The sequence below is a fragment of the Petroclostridium sp. X23 genome (assembly GCF_030013905.1).
Lineage (GTDB): Bacteria > Bacillota > Clostridia > SK-Y3 > SK-Y3 > X23.
Window position 1 is genome coordinate 3,937,908 of sequence record NZ_CP124862.1, and the last position, 18,266, is coordinate 3,956,173.

Consider the following 18,266-nt stretch of genomic DNA (forward strand, 5'->3'; position numbering starts at 1 on the left):
TTATGAGTGATAAAAAAGCTCTTGCAATACTATCAGTTTCCATGATTACAATTTTAGGAAGCTTGGCAGTAGCACCTGCTCTTGCTGGGATTAAGAGTGCATTTCCACAGATGGGTGATGAGCAAATTCAGTTAGTACTTACAATTACACCGCTATTTATTATTCCTTCCTGTTTTCTGTGTAAGTATTTTACGGAGAGGATAGGAATGAAAAAAGTTCTGATTCTGGGGATTATATTATACCTGATTGGTGGCGTAGGGGCCGGGCTAATGCCTAATTTTTATATGATGCTTGCAGGAAGAGCTGTTCTGGGTATCGGCTGTGGATTGGTTACCCCGATGGCACAAGCATTAATCAGTGCTCATTTTTCAGGTAGGAAGAAGGAGCGTTTAATAGGGTATTCAGCCTCTGCGTCATACTTAATGGGAATTATTTCTTCTGTTATAGTTGGAAAACTAGTAGGAATACATTGGAGACTTGCATTTGCCATTTATTTTGTGGCATTACTTACTCTAGGATTAAATCTTAGATATCTTCCTAATGATTCTGCAGGTGGAATAAACAGGAATGCCAAAGAAGTAAATCAGAAATTTAACTGGAAAGCTTTTTTGGTCATTTTAAGCATGGGACTAATTAATGTAGCGTTCTATACATTTTCTGTAAGCATTTCGTTATTTATGAAACAAGAAGGAATTGGAGGAACTTCAAGTTCAGGTTCTGTTGTAGCTGCATTTATGCTCTTCGGTTTTCTGATAGGCTTAATTACTGATAAACTCAGAAGTACATTTAAGCAGTTTATTTTTGCCTTGGCTTGTATTATGATGGGTACAGGGTATGCAGGACTGGCAGTATGTTCCGATATTATCTTGATAGCAGGATTTGCTGCACTAATTGGTGGCAGCTACAGTATTTTTTATTCTGGTGTGTTTCTTAAAATCGGCCAATTATCCGGAACGAAAGATGAAAACACAAAGTTGGTTACATTTATGACAGCCAGTATGTTTATTGGTCAATCCTTGTGTGTTTATATATTGCAGTTGGTTGAACGGGTATTAGGACAGAGCGGCTATCGGTTCCGCTTTACATTTCTCGCTGTGATGCTGGGAATTGCGGCAGTAGGGATCATCTTTAACGGAGTTTATAGAAGAAAGGATTTGAAAAACTGTGCAGTCATTATTGAAAAATGAAACAGTAGTAAAAGCAATTCAATTCATAAAAGAAGATGATAACAAAACATTAAGGGAGCACCTGGAACTTTGCGAAATACCGGCACCTTCCCATAATGAAGGGAAACGGGCTATTTACGTGAAAGATAAATTTGAAGAGATTGGTCTTGAGAATGTAAAAATTGATGAGGTATGGAATGTTATGGGTACAATACCCGGAACAGGAAATGGGCCTGTTATTATGCTGGCAGCCCATACCGATACTGTATTTCCAATCGAAACAGATATAAAAGTTAGAAAAGAAGGGGATGTGTATTACTGTCCCGGTATTAATGATGATACTAGAGCGGTAGCTGAATTATTTACGATAGCACGAGCCATGAAAGCTTTTGGAATCAGAGCTCAAGGAGATATTATTTTTTGTGCAAATGTATGTGAAGAGGGCCTGGGTGATTTAAAAGGTGTGAAACATATTTTTGAAAACCCAAATTCAATTGATGCATTTGTCTCGATCGATAATCCCGTGACCGGTGGAATTGTATATACGGCTACCGGAAGTCATCGGTATCAGGTCATATTCCGAGGATGCGGCGGTCATAGCTTTGCTGATTTTGGGTTACCGAATCCAATTCATGCCATGGGAAGAGCTATCAATGCAATTTCACAATTTCAAGCCCCTAATATTCCCAAAACGACTTTTAATGTGGGGATTGTAGAAGGAGGAACGTCCGTTAATACAATTTCTGCATCTTGTTCCATGCTTGTGGATATCCGTTCTGACAGTAGTGAGGAGTTGAACCGTCTGAGCATGGAGCTGAAAGAGGCTGTTGATTTAGCAGTACAAGAAGAAAATAAAAGATGGGAATCTAATGAAAATGTCGTTGCGGAGATTATAATGAAAGGCAACCGTCCTGCGGGCACTCAACCAAAAGATTGCACAATCGTAAAAACTGCATGGGGAGCAGCAGAACTTTTGGGAATTGAACCTGAACTTCGTGACGAGAGCAGTACGGATGCCAATATTCCAATTAGTATGGGAATTCCAGCTATTACTGTAGGACGTGGTGGAAAAGAAGGAAAAGTTCATACGGTTCACGAATGGTTTGAACCGATAGATGCTTTTTTAGGACCCCAGAGGGACCTTCTTTTGATTCTTGGACTGGCAGGATTGGATGGCTGTCTGGAACATCGCATAAAAAAACTGTAATTACTTTTACTTTTATAGGAGGGTAGGGAAAAAATGGAGCAAGAACAGTTAATCAAAGACTACGTAGATGCGCATTTGCAAGAAGCAATTGAACTTCTGGAAAAGCTAGGGAAGATTCCGGCACCTAGCCGCCATGAAGAAAAACGTGCAGAATTTTGTATGAGATGGTTTATGGAGCAAGGTGCTGATGAAGTTTGGATTGATGAAGCAAAAAACGTTATATGTGCTGTAGATTGTGATAAGTATGAAGATATTGCTGTGTTTATGGCTCATACGGATATTGTGTTTCCTGACAAAGAAGAACTGCCCATGCGAAGAGAAGGAAAAAAGTTATATGCACCGGGAATCGGAGATGATACCGCCAATCTGGTAAATCTTATGATGGCAGCAAAATATTTTTTAAACCATAAGATTCCCATGAAAAAAGGTGTACTGTTTGTTGCGAATTCCTGCGAGGAAGGTTTGGGAAACTTAGAGGGTTGTAAAGAAATATTTAACAACTTTGGTAATCGTATTACAGAATTTTATTCTTTTGACGGATATATGTCCCAGTGCACCAGCATACCGGTGGGATCTTACAGATACCGAATTTCTGTAAAAGGTGATGGTGGGCATTCTTATCTGGATTTTGGAAATGAAAATGCGGTTTGCACAATGGCATCTCTTATTCAGGGATTATATGAAGTAGAAGTTCCGACAGAAGAAAAGACAACATATAATGTTGGATATATTGAAGGCGGCACAACGGTAAATTCAATTCCACAGGAAGCAGTTATTCTTTATGAGTATCGATCTCCAAGTCAGAAGTGCTTATCTGATATGGAGGGAAAATTCAACAAAATAATTTCTGATTTGAGAAGTTCAGGTAAAAGGATTAAGGCTGAGATATTGGGAATTCGTCCGGGAAAAGGAGAGATGAATGGTGAACTTCTTAAATCCTGGACTGAAAATAACATTTCCATCATAAAAAAGTATTATGATGGACCGATGGATATTCAACCGTATTCAACTGATGGGAATATACCTCTTTCAAGAGGCGTATTGGCCAATACAATCGGTACGATTGTAGGAGGCGGGGCTCATAAAAGAGAAGAATGGGTGGATCTTGACAGTATACCGGCCGGAATGAGTATAGCATTAGCCCTTATGCTGCAGTACGTAAAAGAAGCTTGATTTTATGATAAGTTTAGGCAGCTCAAAATAGCTTGAGCTGCTTTTCGTATATTTAAAATATTTTGTTATATTTACTGGTAGTGTAAAAAGTTATTAATCATAATCACGCTAACTTGAGAAAAAATAATTTGTGATTGAATTTTATGTAAAGTAATGACTGGAGAGTAAATGACATTAGAACTGATAAAAGCTTGCTATGGAATAAATTGTTTTGGAAAGGAATTATAGATAATCTTTTCACAGAAGTCTTGACTGTCACCTTAGGGGTTGGTATACAATATAGTTGAGGTGACAAAATGTTAATTAATGAAGTCTGCAAAGAATGCGGTTTGACCAAAAAGGCTATAGAGTATTATGAAAAAAGAGGGTTAATTCAATTTGAATATGAAAGCAATGGGTATAGACGTTTTACGTATAATGATTTAGTGAGATTAAAAGAAATTGCCATGCTTAGAAAGCTTAGCATTAGTATTGCCGATATTAAGATGATTATTAAAAGTGAGGATAAGCATAAAGCATTAGCTGAATATAAGATGAAAAAAGAAATTCAAATGCGGCAAGTTAGGACTGAATACGAGTGCTTGAATCATTTAATACAAAGCGGTTACGATATTGAAGGAGTATTTACCGAGGTTGAAAGAAAATTAGACCCTAATACTATGATCAAAGATAAATTACTGCATGCTTTTCCAGGAAGTTATGGAAAGTATCTGTATATACATTTTGGGAAATTCCTAGATGAAAAGATTGATAGCCCTGAAAAAGAAATAGCATATTGCAGGATTATTGAATTTCTTGATAAGATAGATACTACTGTGTTTTCACAAGAATTGGAACAATATCTTTCAGAAGTATTTAACGTGTTAAATGAAATAGACATTGATAGAATGGATGAAGCCACAAATGCTGCTATCAACGGCTACAGCGATTTTATGGAGAAAAATAAGGATAGCATAGAGCAGTATTTGGAGTACCGAAATTCAGAAGAGTTCAGAGAAAGCTCCGCCTATAGAATCCAACAGACGCTCATAGAATTTCAAAAAAGTAACGGATACTACGAAGTGTTTATTCCTAATTTGATAATATTGAGTACTTCCTATAGGAAGTATCAAGAAAAGCTCAAAATGGCAAATGAAAAATTCTTAGCTCAGTATCCACAGGCAAAAGATATTTATAAATAATTTGCTAATCAAAAAAAGAGAATAAACCATCTATCTAATATTGACTAAATCAGAGGTGGACAAATGAAAATATATTATAACTCTAGTCTATGGGACAAAGGCAATGGGCTTGGTGGAGTGCGGCAGAAGGTAAACTGGCATTTTAAGTACGCAGGAACCAGACACTGCATTCCTGTGATATATCGTTTTTCAAAAGGCATCGTTTTTGATGTCATCACTTTTTTGGATGAAACAAAGCTCCGTGCGTTCTTTGAAAAGTATGAAGCCATCGAGGAAACGCTGACACCATTGCAGCAGCGTTGTGCAGAGCAGGAACATCCTTATCAGCCTATGCCAATCAACGAGATATGGATAAACGGAAAACAAGCGGAAAGCGGTTATTCTTCCAGCAGCGCTATCAGTATACCCTGGGCACGGCAGGAGGATGAGCTGATATTTGTGCGAAAGGCATATTCTTTGATTCTAAAGGATACGGATTGCTTTGCTTGTGAGCGTTTTTGTGTACCATACCCTAAAACGAACTTTAAAGTACAAAAAATGCTGCGTTTTTTACGTCTTAACAAAGTAAGCAGCGTAAAACTGTCTATGTGCCCTGTACAATGGTTTTCACCGTTAGATATTCATTTTAGAATATCAGACAAAGAAAGCCAAAAAAAGATTTGCTTTGAACATCCGAAAACGGGAATTAAACATACATTGTACTTCCAAAACGCAGAGCTTGTGAAATTGCCAATGGGCGAAGACGGAAACAGGAGCTTCTACGCTGTACAGGCCATGTATGAAATAGAGCCTGCTTTACCCCAGGGCGATTCCCTGCAGTTTAATAGCAGCATCCAATACACAGAAATCCCGGAAGATGGATTTAGCCCTACCGCAGCCTCGTCAATTGGTATCATTGGTGGTGCACACGGTCCTACAGCTATTTTTGTTACAGCAAAGAATAAAGAAGAAACGGTTCCTCGGGGAGTACACGGCTTACCGTTATACAGTTGCTTCTCTGTTCCGGGTTTTTCCAAGGAAGATGCTTTGCATTTTGTTCTTGAAGGTATCAATATAAAACACTGTGACAGTAAGGAATATAATTTTCAATAGCATTGATTATTTGGTATTATTTGTAAAAAAATAAAAAATGGGAAGCGTAGAGTTTCATCTTACTGCTTCCCATTTTACATACTATCCACCTGCTTGGTAAGATTTTTGTATTTAAGGCGTTTCTCTTAGAACCTGGAACTCCATTTCATACTCATATTTGCTGGTAGCTGCCAAGTCGACAATATTAAAGGTTTGTATGGCTATTTTAGATAATTGGATGTTTTTACTTTCGGCATAACGGACAATGGCAGCGATGACACGGATGGACTCTTCTTCCGAATACCTGAACTTGCAGCATACATAGCGTCCTTCAGGTAACACCATCTTATTAAGTCCGGCGATCTTTCGATCGCTGATAATCCCCATCTTAGAAATAAGCAAATCGTTCGAAGAAGGATCATAGTCATCCTTATGATAAACATAGCACATATTATTTCCTTCAGCAGCCTGGGTGCTGTGAAAAACCTTTTCATTACGTTTAAAATACGAATCAATATCATAAATAGAAACATTGGCATCCTTTACATAGATTTCCCGTCTTAAAAGATACTGTTCGAAAATAGTATTGCTCAAATTGCTCTGGGAGTGTTTCTTTATATCCTGAATGACTTTAGCGAGTATATTTCTTGAATACTCGTACTCCTTGATCTTATCTTCAACAGATTTCTTATGTTTTTCCAGAAATAACAGCAAATCCGATAGATCTCTTTTTTCGTTCAGCATCAACTTAATATCTTCTAAGGGGACATATAAAGACTTATTCAGGTAGCGTATCAAATCAATATAGAAAAATTGTTCATAAGAATAATAGCGATACCGTGATGACTCATCAACATAAAAAGGCTTAAGCAAGTCTATGGCATCATAATTGCGGAGTGCTTTTACCGAGATATTCATGATTTTTGATACATCGCCGATTGAGTATTTTTTTGGCAAGAAGATCCCCCCAGTATTTGAAGTCCAGTTCTATTATATATGAATTCATAAAGGGATACAAATATAAAAAAATGTGCAAATCAAGTTGACTCTGCCCTTGGGGGAGGGTCTATAATAAGGGTGAGCCTGTTAAATAAATGACAAACATGCTTGGTTGAGTTAATTGGATGTGGAGTGAAAAAATTTGAGTACAGTAAAAATAATGATTGATAATCGTCTTGTGGAAGCAGAAGAAGGGAAAACAATCTTGAGTGCCGCTCTAGAATCGGACATCTATATCCCCCATCTTTGTCATCATCCGGATTTACCGGACATTGGCGCGTGCAGATTGTGTATTGTAGAAATAGACGGTGAAGATGAAATAAAAACTTCTTGTACAACGCCGGTGAGAGATGGGATGGTAGTACATACGAAATCAGAAAAGTTAAATGAAATGCGCCGTTTATCCATGGAGTTGATGCTGGCGAATCATGTAGATGATTGTACCGGGTGCCTTAAGTATTTAAAATGTGAGATGCAGTCCTTGATCCAGTATCTGGGTGTTAGTACCTCCAGATTAAGAAGAACCTTAAACAGTGCTCCGGAAAATACCGGGAATCCATTGATCATCAGGGATCTAAACCGCTGTGTGGTATGTGGCCGATGTATCAGGGTGTGTAAAGATGTACGAGGTGTTGAGGTATTGGGTTACCAGATTAACGAAGAAGGGCGTGTTATTGTAGCACCGCAACGAAATGTTTCTCTGGAAGAAGGAGGATGCCGTTTTTGTGGAGCATGTATAGAGGTTTGTCCCACAGGAGCACTAAGAGATAAAGAAGGTGTCTTTAAACCTCACCCTAATCGTGAAATTGCTCTAGTACCTTGTAAGGCAGAGTGTCCCTCCCATATTGATGTACCTAAATACGTTCGTTATATCAAAGAAGAAAAATTTCAAGAGGCAATTGCTGTCGTTCGAGAGAAAGCACCTTTCCCTCATTCATTAGGCTATGTATGTATGCGTTTCTGTGAAGAGGGATGCAGACGTAAGGATATTAACGAAGCAGTATCTATACGAGAGCTGAAACGATTTTTAGCAGAGAAGGACCAGGGCCTCTGGAAGCATGCAGCTTTGATAAAGCCCAAAACAGGCAAAAAGATAGCGGTCGTCGGAAGCGGTCCAGCAGGTTTAACCGCAGCTTACTATTTGGTAAAGCAGGGGCATGAAGTTACAGTTTTTGAAAAACAATCGGTAGCGGGCGGGATGCTTGCTACAGGGATCCCGGAATACCGATTGCCGAGAGAGGCGTTGAATGCAGAAATTGCGATCATAGAAGAAGCAGGCGTATGTATTAAGGCAGGAAACCCGGTTACTTCTTTAGAAGCTTTGAAGGAGCAGGGGTTTGATGCCATCCTTTTAGCAATAGGGACGGGAAAAGGTATCAAGCTTCCCATACCCGGTGCAGAATTCAACGGTATTTACGAAAATATAGATTTTTTACAAAAGGTCTCTCTGCATGAAAAAGTGGAGCTAGGGGATAAAGTAGTGGTTCTCGGAGGCGGGAATGTGGCTTTTGATTGCGCCAGAGTAGCGAGAAGACTGGGTGCAAAAGAAGTAACGTTAGCCTGTCTTGAAGCAAGAGAGAATATGACTGCAAGTATAGAAGAAATAGAAGAAGGCTTGGAAGAAGGCGTTAGAATTTTAAATTCAAAGACTTTTGTTTCGATTGAGGGCACCGATGGCAAAGTTAGCGGGATTAAGTGCCAGGATGTGAGATCTTTTGCCTTTGATGAAAATAAAAGATTAATATTAGATATAGCGCCCGATTCGGATCATATCATTGGAGCAGATACAGTCATATTTGCTATCGGTCAAAGACCTGATATACCGAAAGAATGGGGTGTAGAAACCGGAAGAGGCAACTTGATTTTAACAGAAAAAAACAGTTGCCAAGTGAATCAGGAAAATATCTACGCAGTAGGGGATGCTGTTTATGGAACGGCTTCTGTCATTAAAGCTATTGCAGAAGGCAGAAAAGCAGCGGCATACATAGATATTCAACTGGGCGGTGACGGCGTAATAGAAGAAAAGTTAGCACAGGAGCAAATACCGAGCGATTATATCGGTAAAGAAGAAGGTTTCACAAAAAAAGAACGGGTAAAAAACAGCTGCGAGCATGCTGAACTCAGAGTGTCTAACTTCAATGAGGTAGTCCATTGCTTGGAAACTTCTGATGCTTGTCATGAAGCAAGCCGCTGCCTTCAATGTGATTTGCGTATAAAGCTGACAAAGCCGAAATTTTGGACTGAATATGCTGTCAAATAATTGTAGAGAAGGTGATAAAGATTGATACATTTAGAAAGAAAAGACTGGAAAGACTGTGAAGTAAGTGAAATCCAAGACTATCTAAAGAGTCTGACTGTTCAACAAGATGAAGCCTTCTGCAGCGTCAATCAAGCCAAACAGTTTACTGAATACGCCAGGAGATCTACTTGCGGAAGATGTGTTATTTGCAGGGAAGGCATTTTACAAAGTGCGTTGATTATCAAAGATATTACCGAAGGAAAAGGAAAAGATGGTGATCTTGCCATTCTATCCGAATTGGCTGAAAACTTGAAGGCGGGTTCTATCTGTGATTATGGAAAAACTGTAGGAGAGATGCTTCAATCCATGTTGGATGCAGGGTATGATGATTTTGAGAAGCATTTAAAGCGCAAGCGCTGTGATGCGTTGGTATGTAAGGAATACATCAGCTATCATATCCTTGGGGATAAATGTACCGGCTGCGGTGAGTGTAAGGTTGCTTGTCCTAACGGGGCTATTGAAGGGGATGCAGGTTTAATCCATGTGATTTCACTAAGCAATTGCAATAAATGCGGTGATTGTATGAAGGTTTGCACATCATCAGCCATTACCAAAGCAGGTGCTATAAAACCGAAAACACCGGAAAAGCCGATTCCTGTAGGCACATTTAAGCCGGCAGGGCTTGGTGGAGGACTGCTGTCCAGAAGACGTCGTTCACAATAAAGGGTAATCATACTTAAAAAATATATGAAAAGGAGAGGTATTATGAGACAATTAGAAGCAGATGTTATTGTTGTAGCAGGGGGTGCCGCAGGCCTTGCGGCTGCTATTTCAGCAGCGGAACAAGGAGCGCGTGTAATGGTTTTTGAAAAAGCAAACACGACAGGCGGATGTGCAAACATGGCCATGGGTTTGTTGGGTGTGGAAACAAAGCTCCAAAAGGAAAGATTAATCGGGATAACAAGAGAGTCAGCTTTTGAAAAATTTATGGATTATACCCATTGGAGATCCGATGCGAAGCTGGTGAAGAACTACATAGATAAATCGGCGAGTACCATTGAGTGGCTTCAAGAGATGGGGGTTGAATTTGCGCTTCCGTCTAAGTATTTCCCGGGATCAGAAGCAACCTGGCATATCATCAAGCCTAAGACAGGTAATCCGGGTTTACGTGCTGCGGCCACTATGATTAAGGCAATGACCGAAAGAGCGGAAGAACTAGGTGTTGAGATTTACCTTGAAACACCGGTTAAAAGCTTGATTAAAGAAGACGGCGCTGTTGTAGGTATTATGGCGGAAGATAAAGACGGAGAACTGGAAGCGTATGGTGCGGCAGTTATTATTGCAACCGGTGGCTTCGGTGACAGTCCTGAGTTCATTAAGGAACATACAAGATTCGAATGGGGAAAAGATCTATTTTCGTACCGTATTCCGGGCTTAACAGGGGACGGTATTAAGATGGCATGGGAAGCCGGTGCGGCGAAAGATACCATGGACATGGAATTGGTTTTCTTTGCACCAAATACAGGTGGATATGCACCTATCGAATTGCCTTTCCGTCAGCCTAATCTATTGGTTAATCTGGACGGTGAGCGTTTTATGAACGAACAAGTCATTGAAAACCCTGTTTTCTCAGTAAATGCTATTTTAAGGCAGAAGGAGCGTACCGCTTACTCCATTATAGATGAAAATATTATGAAGTACTATGAACAAAACGGTCTTGATTTAATCAATGTGGTAACCTCCAGTATGGATATGAGCTATTTCAAACAGGAGATGAATGAAGCGATTGCTCATGGCAGCGATGTGTTCTTTATGGCAGATTCCATTGAAGAGTTGGCTGAAAAAACAGGTATTAACTGCGAAGGATTAAAGGCAACAATAGCAGAATACAATGAGGCATGTAAATCAAGCGACCGTGTATTCAATAAAAATCCCAAATACTTAAAACCGATTGCTGAACCCAAATATTATGCATTAAAACTGGCCCCAAGTGCTTATGGTAGTTTAGGTGGTATCAAAATAAATCATAAGACGGAAGTTTTAGATAATAACTTCAATGCAATTAAAGGTTTATATGCTGCAGGAACCGATGCAAACTCCATCTGTGACCCGGATTATGTATTCGTTCTTCCGGGCAATACTTTGGGATTTGCAGTGAACAGCGGACGTATCGCCGGTGAAAATGCAGTAGAATATATTAGAGCTAATTTTGTAGAAGAATAAAAGAAAATGGATATACAAAATAACTGCTTCTTAGGAGGCAGTTATTTTGTTGCTGCAGGAAATTTATATAAGGATTTGTTTTACAATAAAATAATGCTTTGCTAAAATAAGAATACTGATTTATATTCATTGCAAAGAGTATAATACTGTATAGCAATCTATATTATAAAGGGAGGAGTCTAATGGGCAATATTGAGAGTGTGCAGAGAATCAATCAGGCTATTGACTACATACACAAAAACCTCGATAAAAACCTGACGGCAGAACAAATTGCTGATTACTGTTGTTTCTCAAGATTTTATTTTAGCAGAATGTTTAGAGCGGTAATGAGTGAAAGCGTGTATTCCTTTATAAAAAGACGAAAGCTTGAAAATGCAGCTTTTCTTCTAAGAACCAAAACAAACATGTCTGTAACGGATATTGCTCTTAGGAACGGCTATAGTCCTTCAAATTTTGCCAGTACCTTTAAGGAACACTATGGTATAAGCGCCACGGAGTACAGGAAAAAGAATGATATGCCACCAAACGATTCCTATATTGCAGTAGTCGAGCATATACGAAAAATGAAGGAGATGCAGGATTATTTCGGTATTATACATAGGAAAATAAAAATACGGAAAATAGAAGGGATGAGTCTGTTTTATGAAAGATTCGTAGGTAATTACTGCGATCTGCCGGATTTCTGGGAAGCCTTTTGCAAAAAGGTGGAGAAAGAGCAGCTGATCAATGAGAATACGCGCTTTATCGGAATCTCCTATGATAATCCCCTTATCATAGATGAAAATAGGTGCATCACTGATGTGTGCATTAGCGTTGAAAGCGTGGGTGGTCCCAATATACATATCATTGAGGAAGGATACTATGCATGTTACGAATTTCATGATAAGGTTATAAATATCGCAAAAGCGTATAACGAGATGTTTTCACTGTGGCTGCCCTTCTGTGAATATGACCTGGATCACAGGCTTCCTTTAGAAATTTACCATACGGTCTCGGATGCAGGAGACCGTGTACATATGGATATATGCATACCCATAGTCAAGGAGGATTAACCTGATTTTTATTACAGCACGAATTCAGAAGTTTTTCCAAGTCTCTTGTTTTAAAATCATTCTATGATCAATTGAGAGGAGAGATTAGAATGATTCAGGACAAGACTCAAAAAGGTTTGACCAAAACCTTCTTTAACTATTCCATTCCGTGTATAATTGCTATGTTTCTCACATCCTTTGTAACAATCGTTGACGGTATGTTCATAGGAAACAAGTTGGGGGGACGGGGACTTGCGGCAGTCAACCTAACCCTGCCTGTTCTGTACCTGCTACTAGGGATAACTATAATGATAGGGTTGGGCGGGATGACCCTTGCCACTCATAGTTTGGGAGCGAAGGATATAGTCCGTGCAAGACAGCGCTTTGCCTTCACTTTTGTACTGAATGCAGTTATAATCCTTGGGATGGCTGTGCTGCTCAGGGGGTTGCTGGACAATGTGGTATATATATTGAATGCCAAAGAAGAATTGCAAAGCTATGTAAAAGATTATCTGGGAACAATGTCGTTTTTTTATTTATTCATGATGATGAATATTATTTTTTCCATGTTTATAAGGGGAGAGGGTAAGCCGCAGTTATCTCTTTTCTTTGGGATAGCCGGAAACATCATCAATATTATGCTTGACTATCTATTCATAATAAAACTGGATTATGGTATGAAGGGCGCCGCACTTGCCACAGGTATTGCGGTAATGATTCCTTTCTTTCTCGGGTGCATCTACTTCCTATCAGGAAGGTCGGCATACAGGTTTGTGCAATTCAGCTTTGACCGTACGGATTTTACGAGTATCGTATTCAATGGCTCTTCTGAATTTATCGGTCAGATTTCCATCTGCATAACAACATATTTGTTTAACTTTGTAATACTAAGAAGAATAGGGATAGGTGGAGTTGCGGCATTTACAATCATTGGTTATGTTTTTTTTATACAGTACATGATCATCACAGGAATCGCGCAGGGTGTTAATACACTGGTGAGCTATAGCTTCGGGGCACGGGATAGAGAAACAACAATAAGGTTGCTGGCTATAGGCATGAAAGCTGTTGTTGTAGTTGGAACAATTACATTTATCGTATTGATGGGCTGCACTGAAGGGGTGGTAAGGTTATTTGCAGGAGATAGAAGCGAAATTATAAAGATAGCCAGTGGCGGCATGAGGATACATATTCTCGCGTTTTTGCTGAATGGCTATAACTTTATAGCATCTGCATATTTTACTTCTATCGGGGATGCAAAAACATCTGCTGCTATATCCATACTGAGAAGCCTTGTACTAATAAGCCTGTTTATTATGGTGCTTCCGATAGTCTTAGGAGATATCGGTATATGGCTCACAGTACCGTTGGCTGAAGCTGTAACCTTTATACTATCTTATGCTAGAATATCGAAATCGAGAGCTCAGCTCCGTTTAACATAAAATTATCAGGGGAAAACGGGACGATTGACCTGTCCCTTAATGTTGAAAATAACTAACTGGTGAGATATTATTAAAATATAGAGTACTAAGTATATGATAGTGTTTTATAGAAGTGCGGAAAAATGAAACAGTGTTGTTTGATGCAAGTGAATAAAATAGTTATAGGAAAAAGGAGAGGCTCATGGCAAAAGAAATTGAAAGAAAATATTTGGTAAAGGATTTATCCTTTAAGCAATTATCAAAAGGGGTTTTATATAAACAAGGCTATCTTTCTACCGATCCGAAAGCGACCGTAAGAATAAGAGTGATCGGGCAGCAAGCGTTTATTGCTATTAAAGGTGCTGATAATGGTATCTCACGAATAGAATATGAGTATGAAATACCATTTGACGATGCAGATAAAATGATCGGTGAACTATGTCACCAGCCAATTATCGAGAAATATAGATATAAGATAGAATATAAAGGCTTCGTTTGGGAGATAGATGAATTTTTAGGAGATAATGAAGGCTTAGTAGTTGCTGAGATAGAATTGAGCAGAGAAGATGAGGAATTTATGAAGCCGGACTTTGTTGGTGATGAAGTCACGCATGATTATCGGTACCGTAACTCAAATCTGGTAGATAATCCATATAAAAGTTGGAATAATAAAACCGGAGAATATTAAAGTGCAATGTTAAATCAATACCTAATATTGCAAAACCAGCGAAATAACTTGAATATTCTAACATCGTGAAGGAGAAGGAAATGATGAATCCAGCTGTTTTATCACATAAACACACAGTGGTTTGGATATGGATTTTTGCTATTATTGCAGCAATTTATTCTCTTTATACTTATGCCACTATGAGTATGCCTGTCGCAGATCAGCTTGAAGGACAGTGGTTAAAGTCAATACCTATAGCTCACCGTGGGTTGCATACAAATAATTCTGAAGCACCGGAGAATTCATTGATAGCGTTTGAAAAGGCGTTTATAGGAGGATATGCGATTGAGCTGGATGTTCAGCTAAGTGCGGATGACAAAGTTGTTGTATTTCATGACGAGAGTTTAAAAAGAATGACAGGTATTGATAAAAATCTTGAAGACTGCACATGGGAAGAATTATCAAAACTAAGATTGTTGGATTCGGAATATACCATTCCTTTATTTGCTCAAGTGTTACAACTGGTAAATGGCAAGGTTCCAATCCTAATTGAAATAAAAAACAAAGGGAAAGTGGGAAAAATGGAGCAAGCCTTATATAATCAAATCAAAGATTATAAAGGCAAGCTGGCGGTTCAGTCTTTCAATCCATATTCTTTAAAGTGGTTCAGGAAAAATGCACCGCATATTATCAGAGGTCAGTTATCCGGATCCTTTAAAGATGAAGATTTAGCGTGGTATAAGAAGGTTATGCTTAAAAATTTGCTGCTGAATTTTGAAAGCAAGCCTGCTTTTATTGCCTATGAGATAGAAGCGCTGCCGAAGCCGGTTGTCAGCAAACAATCACAAAGAGGCAGTATCGTGCTGGGATGGACAGCAAGGTCTTCCGAGCAATACAGACAAGCTTTGAAGTATTGTGATAATGTGATTTTTGAAGGGCTAAGCCCAAAAGAAGAAATTAAATAAGTGAATCATTATGGGGTGAGACAAGATGATACAGGTGAAAAACCTTAATTATACTTATAAGAAATCGGGAAAACATGCAGTGAAGGGGATAGATTTTAATATTAAAAAGGGCGAAATATTCGGTTTCTTAGGCCCTTCAGGGGCAGGAAAGTCTACTACCCAAAAAATATTAATCAAATTATTAGATGGGTATTCCGGTGACGTTAAAGTCTTCAGCAGAGATTTGTCGTCCTTTAACTCAGATTACTATGAAAGAGTTGGAATAGGTTTTGAGCTGCCTAATCATTTTTCAAAGCTTACTGCTAAAGAAAACCTGGAATTTTTTAAGTCTTTTTATAAAAACCAAAATGTAGATACTGACAGCCTTTTGAAATCCGTTGGGTTATATGATTACAAAGACGATTTGGTAGAAAGCTTTTCAAAAGGTATGAAAATGAGGCTTAACTTCGTTAGGGCGTTTCTTAATGATGCGGAGCTTTTGTTCTTTGATGAGCCCACAAGTGGCCTGGATCCGGTTAATTCGAAGATTGTTAAGGATCTGATACTTGAGCAGAAAAGCAAGGGTAAGACAATATTTGTAACTACTCATGACATGCAGGTTGCAGATGCTCTATGCGATAGAGTAGCTTTTATCGTTGATGGGGAAATAGTAGAGATGGATACACCAAAATCCCTCAAACTAAAATACGGACTTAAATTAGTAGAGATTGAATATTATGTGGATGATAAAATCAAGTCTGCTACTTTTGATTTAGCTTCTTACGGCACTAATCCGGAATTTTTAAATATAATAAAGAATCATCAAACACGCACAATACATTCTATGGAGACTACTTTAGAAGATGTATTTATTAAAGTTACCGGAAGGAGTCTAGACTAAATGCGACTTTCAAAATTATTAAAATGGGATTTTGTATTTCAAGTGAAATATGGGATTGTTATAGCGGGCATCATCATTACAGCTGTATGGCTTGGTATGATTTCATTATTGCCGGTGTATACGATGGGCTATGTAATACCTATTGCCTTTGTTACTGATTTTGCCGTTACAGGATTTTTATTTATAGCAGCAATGCTATTTTTTGATAAAGGACAAGGTACCCTGGATGTTATTGTAACAAGTCCAGTCAGGGTATCGGAGTATATATTATCCAAGTTGATCAGCCTAAGTACTTTAATATGTTTTATTGCTATGGGACTAGTCTTTGGAGTAAGCAGTATAAAAGGACTTGAGGCCAATTATGGGTTTGTGCTATTGGCAAGCTTGCTATCCGGCAGTTTTTTTATTTTACTTGGTTTCATCACATCCACTTTTTATAAGTCATTCACTGACATGATCATGCCAATGGGTGTATGGCTTGCTGTTTTATTCATACCCTTTCTAACTTATATTAATATAGACACGTTTGATTTTTTGGATGCTATTGTATTTCTATGGCCTACTTATTCAATGATGAAGATCATAGATGCAATACTTGGAGATTCAAATATAATATTTATTAGTCTAAGCATAGCTTATATTATGGCTATGAACTTCATTCTGTTTAGAATTGCGGTAAAACTTTTCAACCGAAAAGTGATAGGAAGGGAAGGTGATATAGATGGGTAAGACAAAGGCTTTACTGATATCACAATTCAAAAGAATAGGTAGAGACAGCGTGCTTATTATACTTATGGTTTATCCTTTTATGCTAACACTGATAGGCAGATATTTAGTGCCTGTCATTCAGAAAGCGACACTTTCAAGCACGTTCAACTTAGCGGAGCACTATCATGCCCTTATGATTTTTTTCGTAGTCATGAATCCTGTACTTTATGGAGACATCATCGGTCTTATGCTTCTTGATGAAAGAGAGGATAATACGTTAAGTGCCATAAGAGTACTGCCTATTAAAATGTCACATTATATCCTTGCGAAAAGCGCTTTGTTTGTTTTTTTATCCACTATTAGCGGTATGTTTATCACTTGGCTCATTAATCTGTATGATGTGCCAATAACAGCCTCGTTCCTGATTAATTTTATAGCATCCCTCGGGATCCCCTTTGGAATGCTTTTAATCAATTCTTTAGCAAGTAATAAAGTTGAAGGTTTTGCAGCGATGAAAGGTACAGCTTTTATGCTGATACTACCTGTTATAGCCCTTTACATTCCATATCCATATAACAATATCTGTGGCGTTGTCCCCGCATTTTGGCCGGCTATGGCAATAGCTGCTTATTTTGATAAATTTGCTGCTGCCATGAGTGTGTGGGCGTATTTAACAGTCGGAATCGTATATATTTCTATCATTTCTATAATACTTTATAAGAAAGTAATGGGAAGGATTTTATTATAGTTAAGAGAATATAGATTATGGATCATACATAAAAATATATTAACATATTTAAAACATATTAAAAGGAAGTGACTGTTATGACTAAGAAAATGCTCAACTGGATACAGCATGCCGTTGGTTTGCTTATAAGTATTGCTATAGCAGAAGGGGTAGGAATTCTAAGTTCTTTTTTTACAAGAGGTACCATGGAGAAATATCAGCAGTTGGTACAGCCATCATTTAGTCCGCCGGGATGGGTGTTTTCCATTGTCTGGAGTGTACTGTTTTTACTTATGGGGATAGCAAGCTACAGGGTATATAATGCAGGTATTCAAAAGCCTGTAGTGAAAAATGCATTGATTTTTTATACCATACAGCTTATATTTAATTTTTTCTGGACCATTATATTTTTTAGACTTGAATTAAGAGGATTTGCTTTTGTTTGGCTGATTATTCTGTGGGTATTGATCATCATTACGACTGTGAAATTTTATAAAATTGACAAGATTGCAGGGTACTTAATGGTTCCTTATATATTGTGGGTCAGTTTTGCCGGATTGCTGAATTATTCCATATGGCAGTTAAATAAATAGGCATATTTTTAGAATTAG

General features: G+C 38.3%; 17 protein-coding genes. 16 read left to right on the top strand and 1 reads right to left on the bottom strand.

Annotation, left to right across the window (positions count from 1 at the left end; all coding sequences use genetic code 11):
- Positions 1 to 2 precede the first annotated feature (2 nt).
- From QKW49_RS18525 to QKW49_RS18545, 5 genes are all read left to right on the top strand, one after another.
- Entirely contained in the window at positions 3 to 1,187 is a 1,185-nt protein-coding gene (locus QKW49_RS18525; protein WP_282864130.1) for an MFS transporter, read from the top strand.
- Positions 1,165 to 2,373, top strand: coding sequence for a M20/M25/M40 family metallo-hydrolase (locus QKW49_RS18530; RefSeq protein ID WP_282864131.1), 1,209 nt, complete (start codon positions 1,165 to 1,167; stop codon positions 2,371 to 2,373). The genes QKW49_RS18525 and QKW49_RS18530 overlap by 23 nt, the downstream gene beginning before the upstream one ends.
- Positions 2,374 to 2,406: 33 nt before the next feature.
- Positions 2,407 to 3,546, top strand: a complete 1,140-nt coding sequence (locus QKW49_RS18535) for a M20/M25/M40 family metallo-hydrolase (protein ID WP_282864132.1) — start codon at positions 2,407 to 2,409, stop codon at positions 3,544 to 3,546.
- 296 nt (positions 3,547 to 3,842) lie between these two features.
- Positions 3,843 to 4,727 (top strand): MerR family transcriptional regulator, encoded by an 885-nt coding sequence (locus QKW49_RS18540; protein WP_282864133.1) that lies wholly within the window; start codon positions 3,843 to 3,845, stop codon positions 4,725 to 4,727.
- A 63-nt stretch (positions 4,728 to 4,790) separates the two neighbouring features.
- Positions 4,791 to 5,819, top strand: coding sequence for a hypothetical protein (locus QKW49_RS18545; protein ID WP_282864134.1), 1,029 nt, complete (start codon positions 4,791 to 4,793; stop codon positions 5,817 to 5,819).
- A 111-nt stretch (positions 5,820 to 5,930) separates the two neighbouring features.
- Here the strand turns inward: QKW49_RS18545 and QKW49_RS18550 are convergent, their stop codons facing one another.
- Positions 5,931 to 6,755: a MerR family transcriptional regulator gene (locus QKW49_RS18550; protein ID WP_282864135.1), complete on the bottom strand. Its 825-nt coding sequence runs from the start codon at positions 6,753 to 6,755 to the stop codon at positions 5,931 to 5,933.
- A 184-nt stretch (positions 6,756 to 6,939) separates the two neighbouring features.
- Here QKW49_RS18550 and QKW49_RS18555 point away from each other — a divergent pair, with 184 nt between their 5' ends.
- From QKW49_RS18555 to QKW49_RS18605, 11 genes are all read left to right on the top strand, one after another.
- Positions 6,940 to 9,057, top strand: coding sequence for an FAD-dependent oxidoreductase (locus QKW49_RS18555; protein ID WP_282864136.1), 2,118 nt, complete (start codon positions 6,940 to 6,942; stop codon positions 9,055 to 9,057).
- 21 nt (positions 9,058 to 9,078) lie between these two features.
- Positions 9,079 to 9,759, top strand: coding sequence for an NADH-ubiquinone oxidoreductase-F iron-sulfur binding region domain-containing protein (locus QKW49_RS18560; RefSeq protein WP_282864137.1), 681 nt, complete (start codon positions 9,079 to 9,081; stop codon positions 9,757 to 9,759).
- 42 nt (positions 9,760 to 9,801) lie between these two features.
- Positions 9,802 to 11,259 carry an FAD-dependent oxidoreductase gene (locus QKW49_RS18565; RefSeq protein ID WP_282864138.1) on the top strand — a complete coding sequence of 486 codons (1,458 nt, stop codon included), beginning with the start codon at positions 9,802 to 9,804 and terminating at the stop codon, positions 11,257 to 11,259.
- A gap of 182 nt (positions 11,260 to 11,441) precedes the next feature.
- Positions 11,442 to 12,311 carry an AraC family transcriptional regulator gene (locus QKW49_RS18570; protein ID WP_282864139.1) on the top strand — a complete coding sequence of 290 codons (870 nt, stop codon included), beginning with the start codon at positions 11,442 to 11,444 and terminating at the stop codon, positions 12,309 to 12,311.
- A gap of 89 nt (positions 12,312 to 12,400) precedes the next feature.
- A complete protein-coding gene (locus tag QKW49_RS18575; protein WP_282864140.1) occupies positions 12,401 to 13,729 on the top strand; it encodes an MATE family efflux transporter in 1,329 nt (442 codons plus the stop codon).
- 181 nt (positions 13,730 to 13,910) lie between these two features.
- Positions 13,911 to 14,396, top strand: coding sequence for a CYTH domain-containing protein (locus QKW49_RS18580; protein WP_282864141.1), 486 nt, complete (start codon positions 13,911 to 13,913; stop codon positions 14,394 to 14,396).
- A gap of 80 nt (positions 14,397 to 14,476) precedes the next feature.
- On the top strand, positions 14,477 to 15,340 hold the full coding sequence (locus tag QKW49_RS18585; protein ID WP_282864142.1) for a glycerophosphodiester phosphodiesterase: 864 nt from the start codon (positions 14,477 to 14,479) through the stop codon (positions 15,338 to 15,340).
- 25 nt (positions 15,341 to 15,365) lie between these two features.
- Positions 15,366 to 16,220 (top strand): ABC transporter ATP-binding protein, encoded by an 855-nt coding sequence (locus QKW49_RS18590; RefSeq protein ID WP_282864143.1) that lies wholly within the window; start codon positions 15,366 to 15,368, stop codon positions 16,218 to 16,220.
- Entirely contained in the window at positions 16,221 to 16,949 is a 729-nt protein-coding gene (locus QKW49_RS18595; RefSeq protein ID WP_282864144.1) for a hypothetical protein, read from the top strand.
- Positions 16,942 to 17,676, top strand: coding sequence for a hypothetical protein (locus tag QKW49_RS18600; protein ID WP_282864145.1), 735 nt, complete (start codon positions 16,942 to 16,944; stop codon positions 17,674 to 17,676). The genes QKW49_RS18595 and QKW49_RS18600 overlap by 8 nt, the downstream gene beginning before the upstream one ends.
- A gap of 77 nt (positions 17,677 to 17,753) precedes the next feature.
- A complete protein-coding gene (locus QKW49_RS18605) occupies positions 17,754 to 18,248 on the top strand; it encodes a TspO/MBR family protein (RefSeq protein ID WP_282864146.1) in 495 nt (164 codons plus the stop codon).
- Positions 18,249 to 18,266 lie beyond the last annotated feature (18 nt).

Coding starts and splice junctions, on each gene's coding strand:
- QKW49_RS18585 (WP_282864142.1), top strand. CDS start 14,477: ATGATGAATCCAGCTGTTTTATCACATAAACACACAGTGGTTTGGATA.
- QKW49_RS18605 (WP_282864146.1), top strand. CDS start 17,754: ATGACTAAGAAAATGCTCAACTGGATACAGCATGCCGTTGGTTTGCTT.
- QKW49_RS18600 (WP_282864145.1), top strand. CDS start 16,942: ATGGGTAAGACAAAGGCTTTACTGATATCACAATTCAAAAGAATAGGT.
- QKW49_RS18540 (WP_282864133.1), top strand. CDS start 3,843: ATGTTAATTAATGAAGTCTGCAAAGAATGCGGTTTGACCAAAAAGGCT.
- QKW49_RS18590 (WP_282864143.1), top strand. CDS start 15,366: ATGATACAGGTGAAAAACCTTAATTATACTTATAAGAAATCGGGAAAA.
- QKW49_RS18545 (WP_282864134.1), top strand. CDS start 4,791: ATGAAAATATATTATAACTCTAGTCTATGGGACAAAGGCAATGGGCTT.
- QKW49_RS18565 (WP_282864138.1), top strand. CDS start 9,802: ATGAGACAATTAGAAGCAGATGTTATTGTTGTAGCAGGGGGTGCCGCA.
- QKW49_RS18570 (WP_282864139.1), top strand. CDS start 11,442: ATGGGCAATATTGAGAGTGTGCAGAGAATCAATCAGGCTATTGACTAC.
- QKW49_RS18535 (WP_282864132.1), top strand. CDS start 2,407: ATGGAGCAAGAACAGTTAATCAAAGACTACGTAGATGCGCATTTGCAA.
- QKW49_RS18580 (WP_282864141.1), top strand. CDS start 13,911: ATGGCAAAAGAAATTGAAAGAAAATATTTGGTAAAGGATTTATCCTTT.
- QKW49_RS18595 (WP_282864144.1), top strand. CDS start 16,221: ATGCGACTTTCAAAATTATTAAAATGGGATTTTGTATTTCAAGTGAAA.
- QKW49_RS18525 (WP_282864130.1), top strand. CDS start 3: ATGAGTGATAAAAAAGCTCTTGCAATACTATCAGTTTCCATGATTACA.
- QKW49_RS18575 (WP_282864140.1), top strand. CDS start 12,401: ATGATTCAGGACAAGACTCAAAAAGGTTTGACCAAAACCTTCTTTAAC.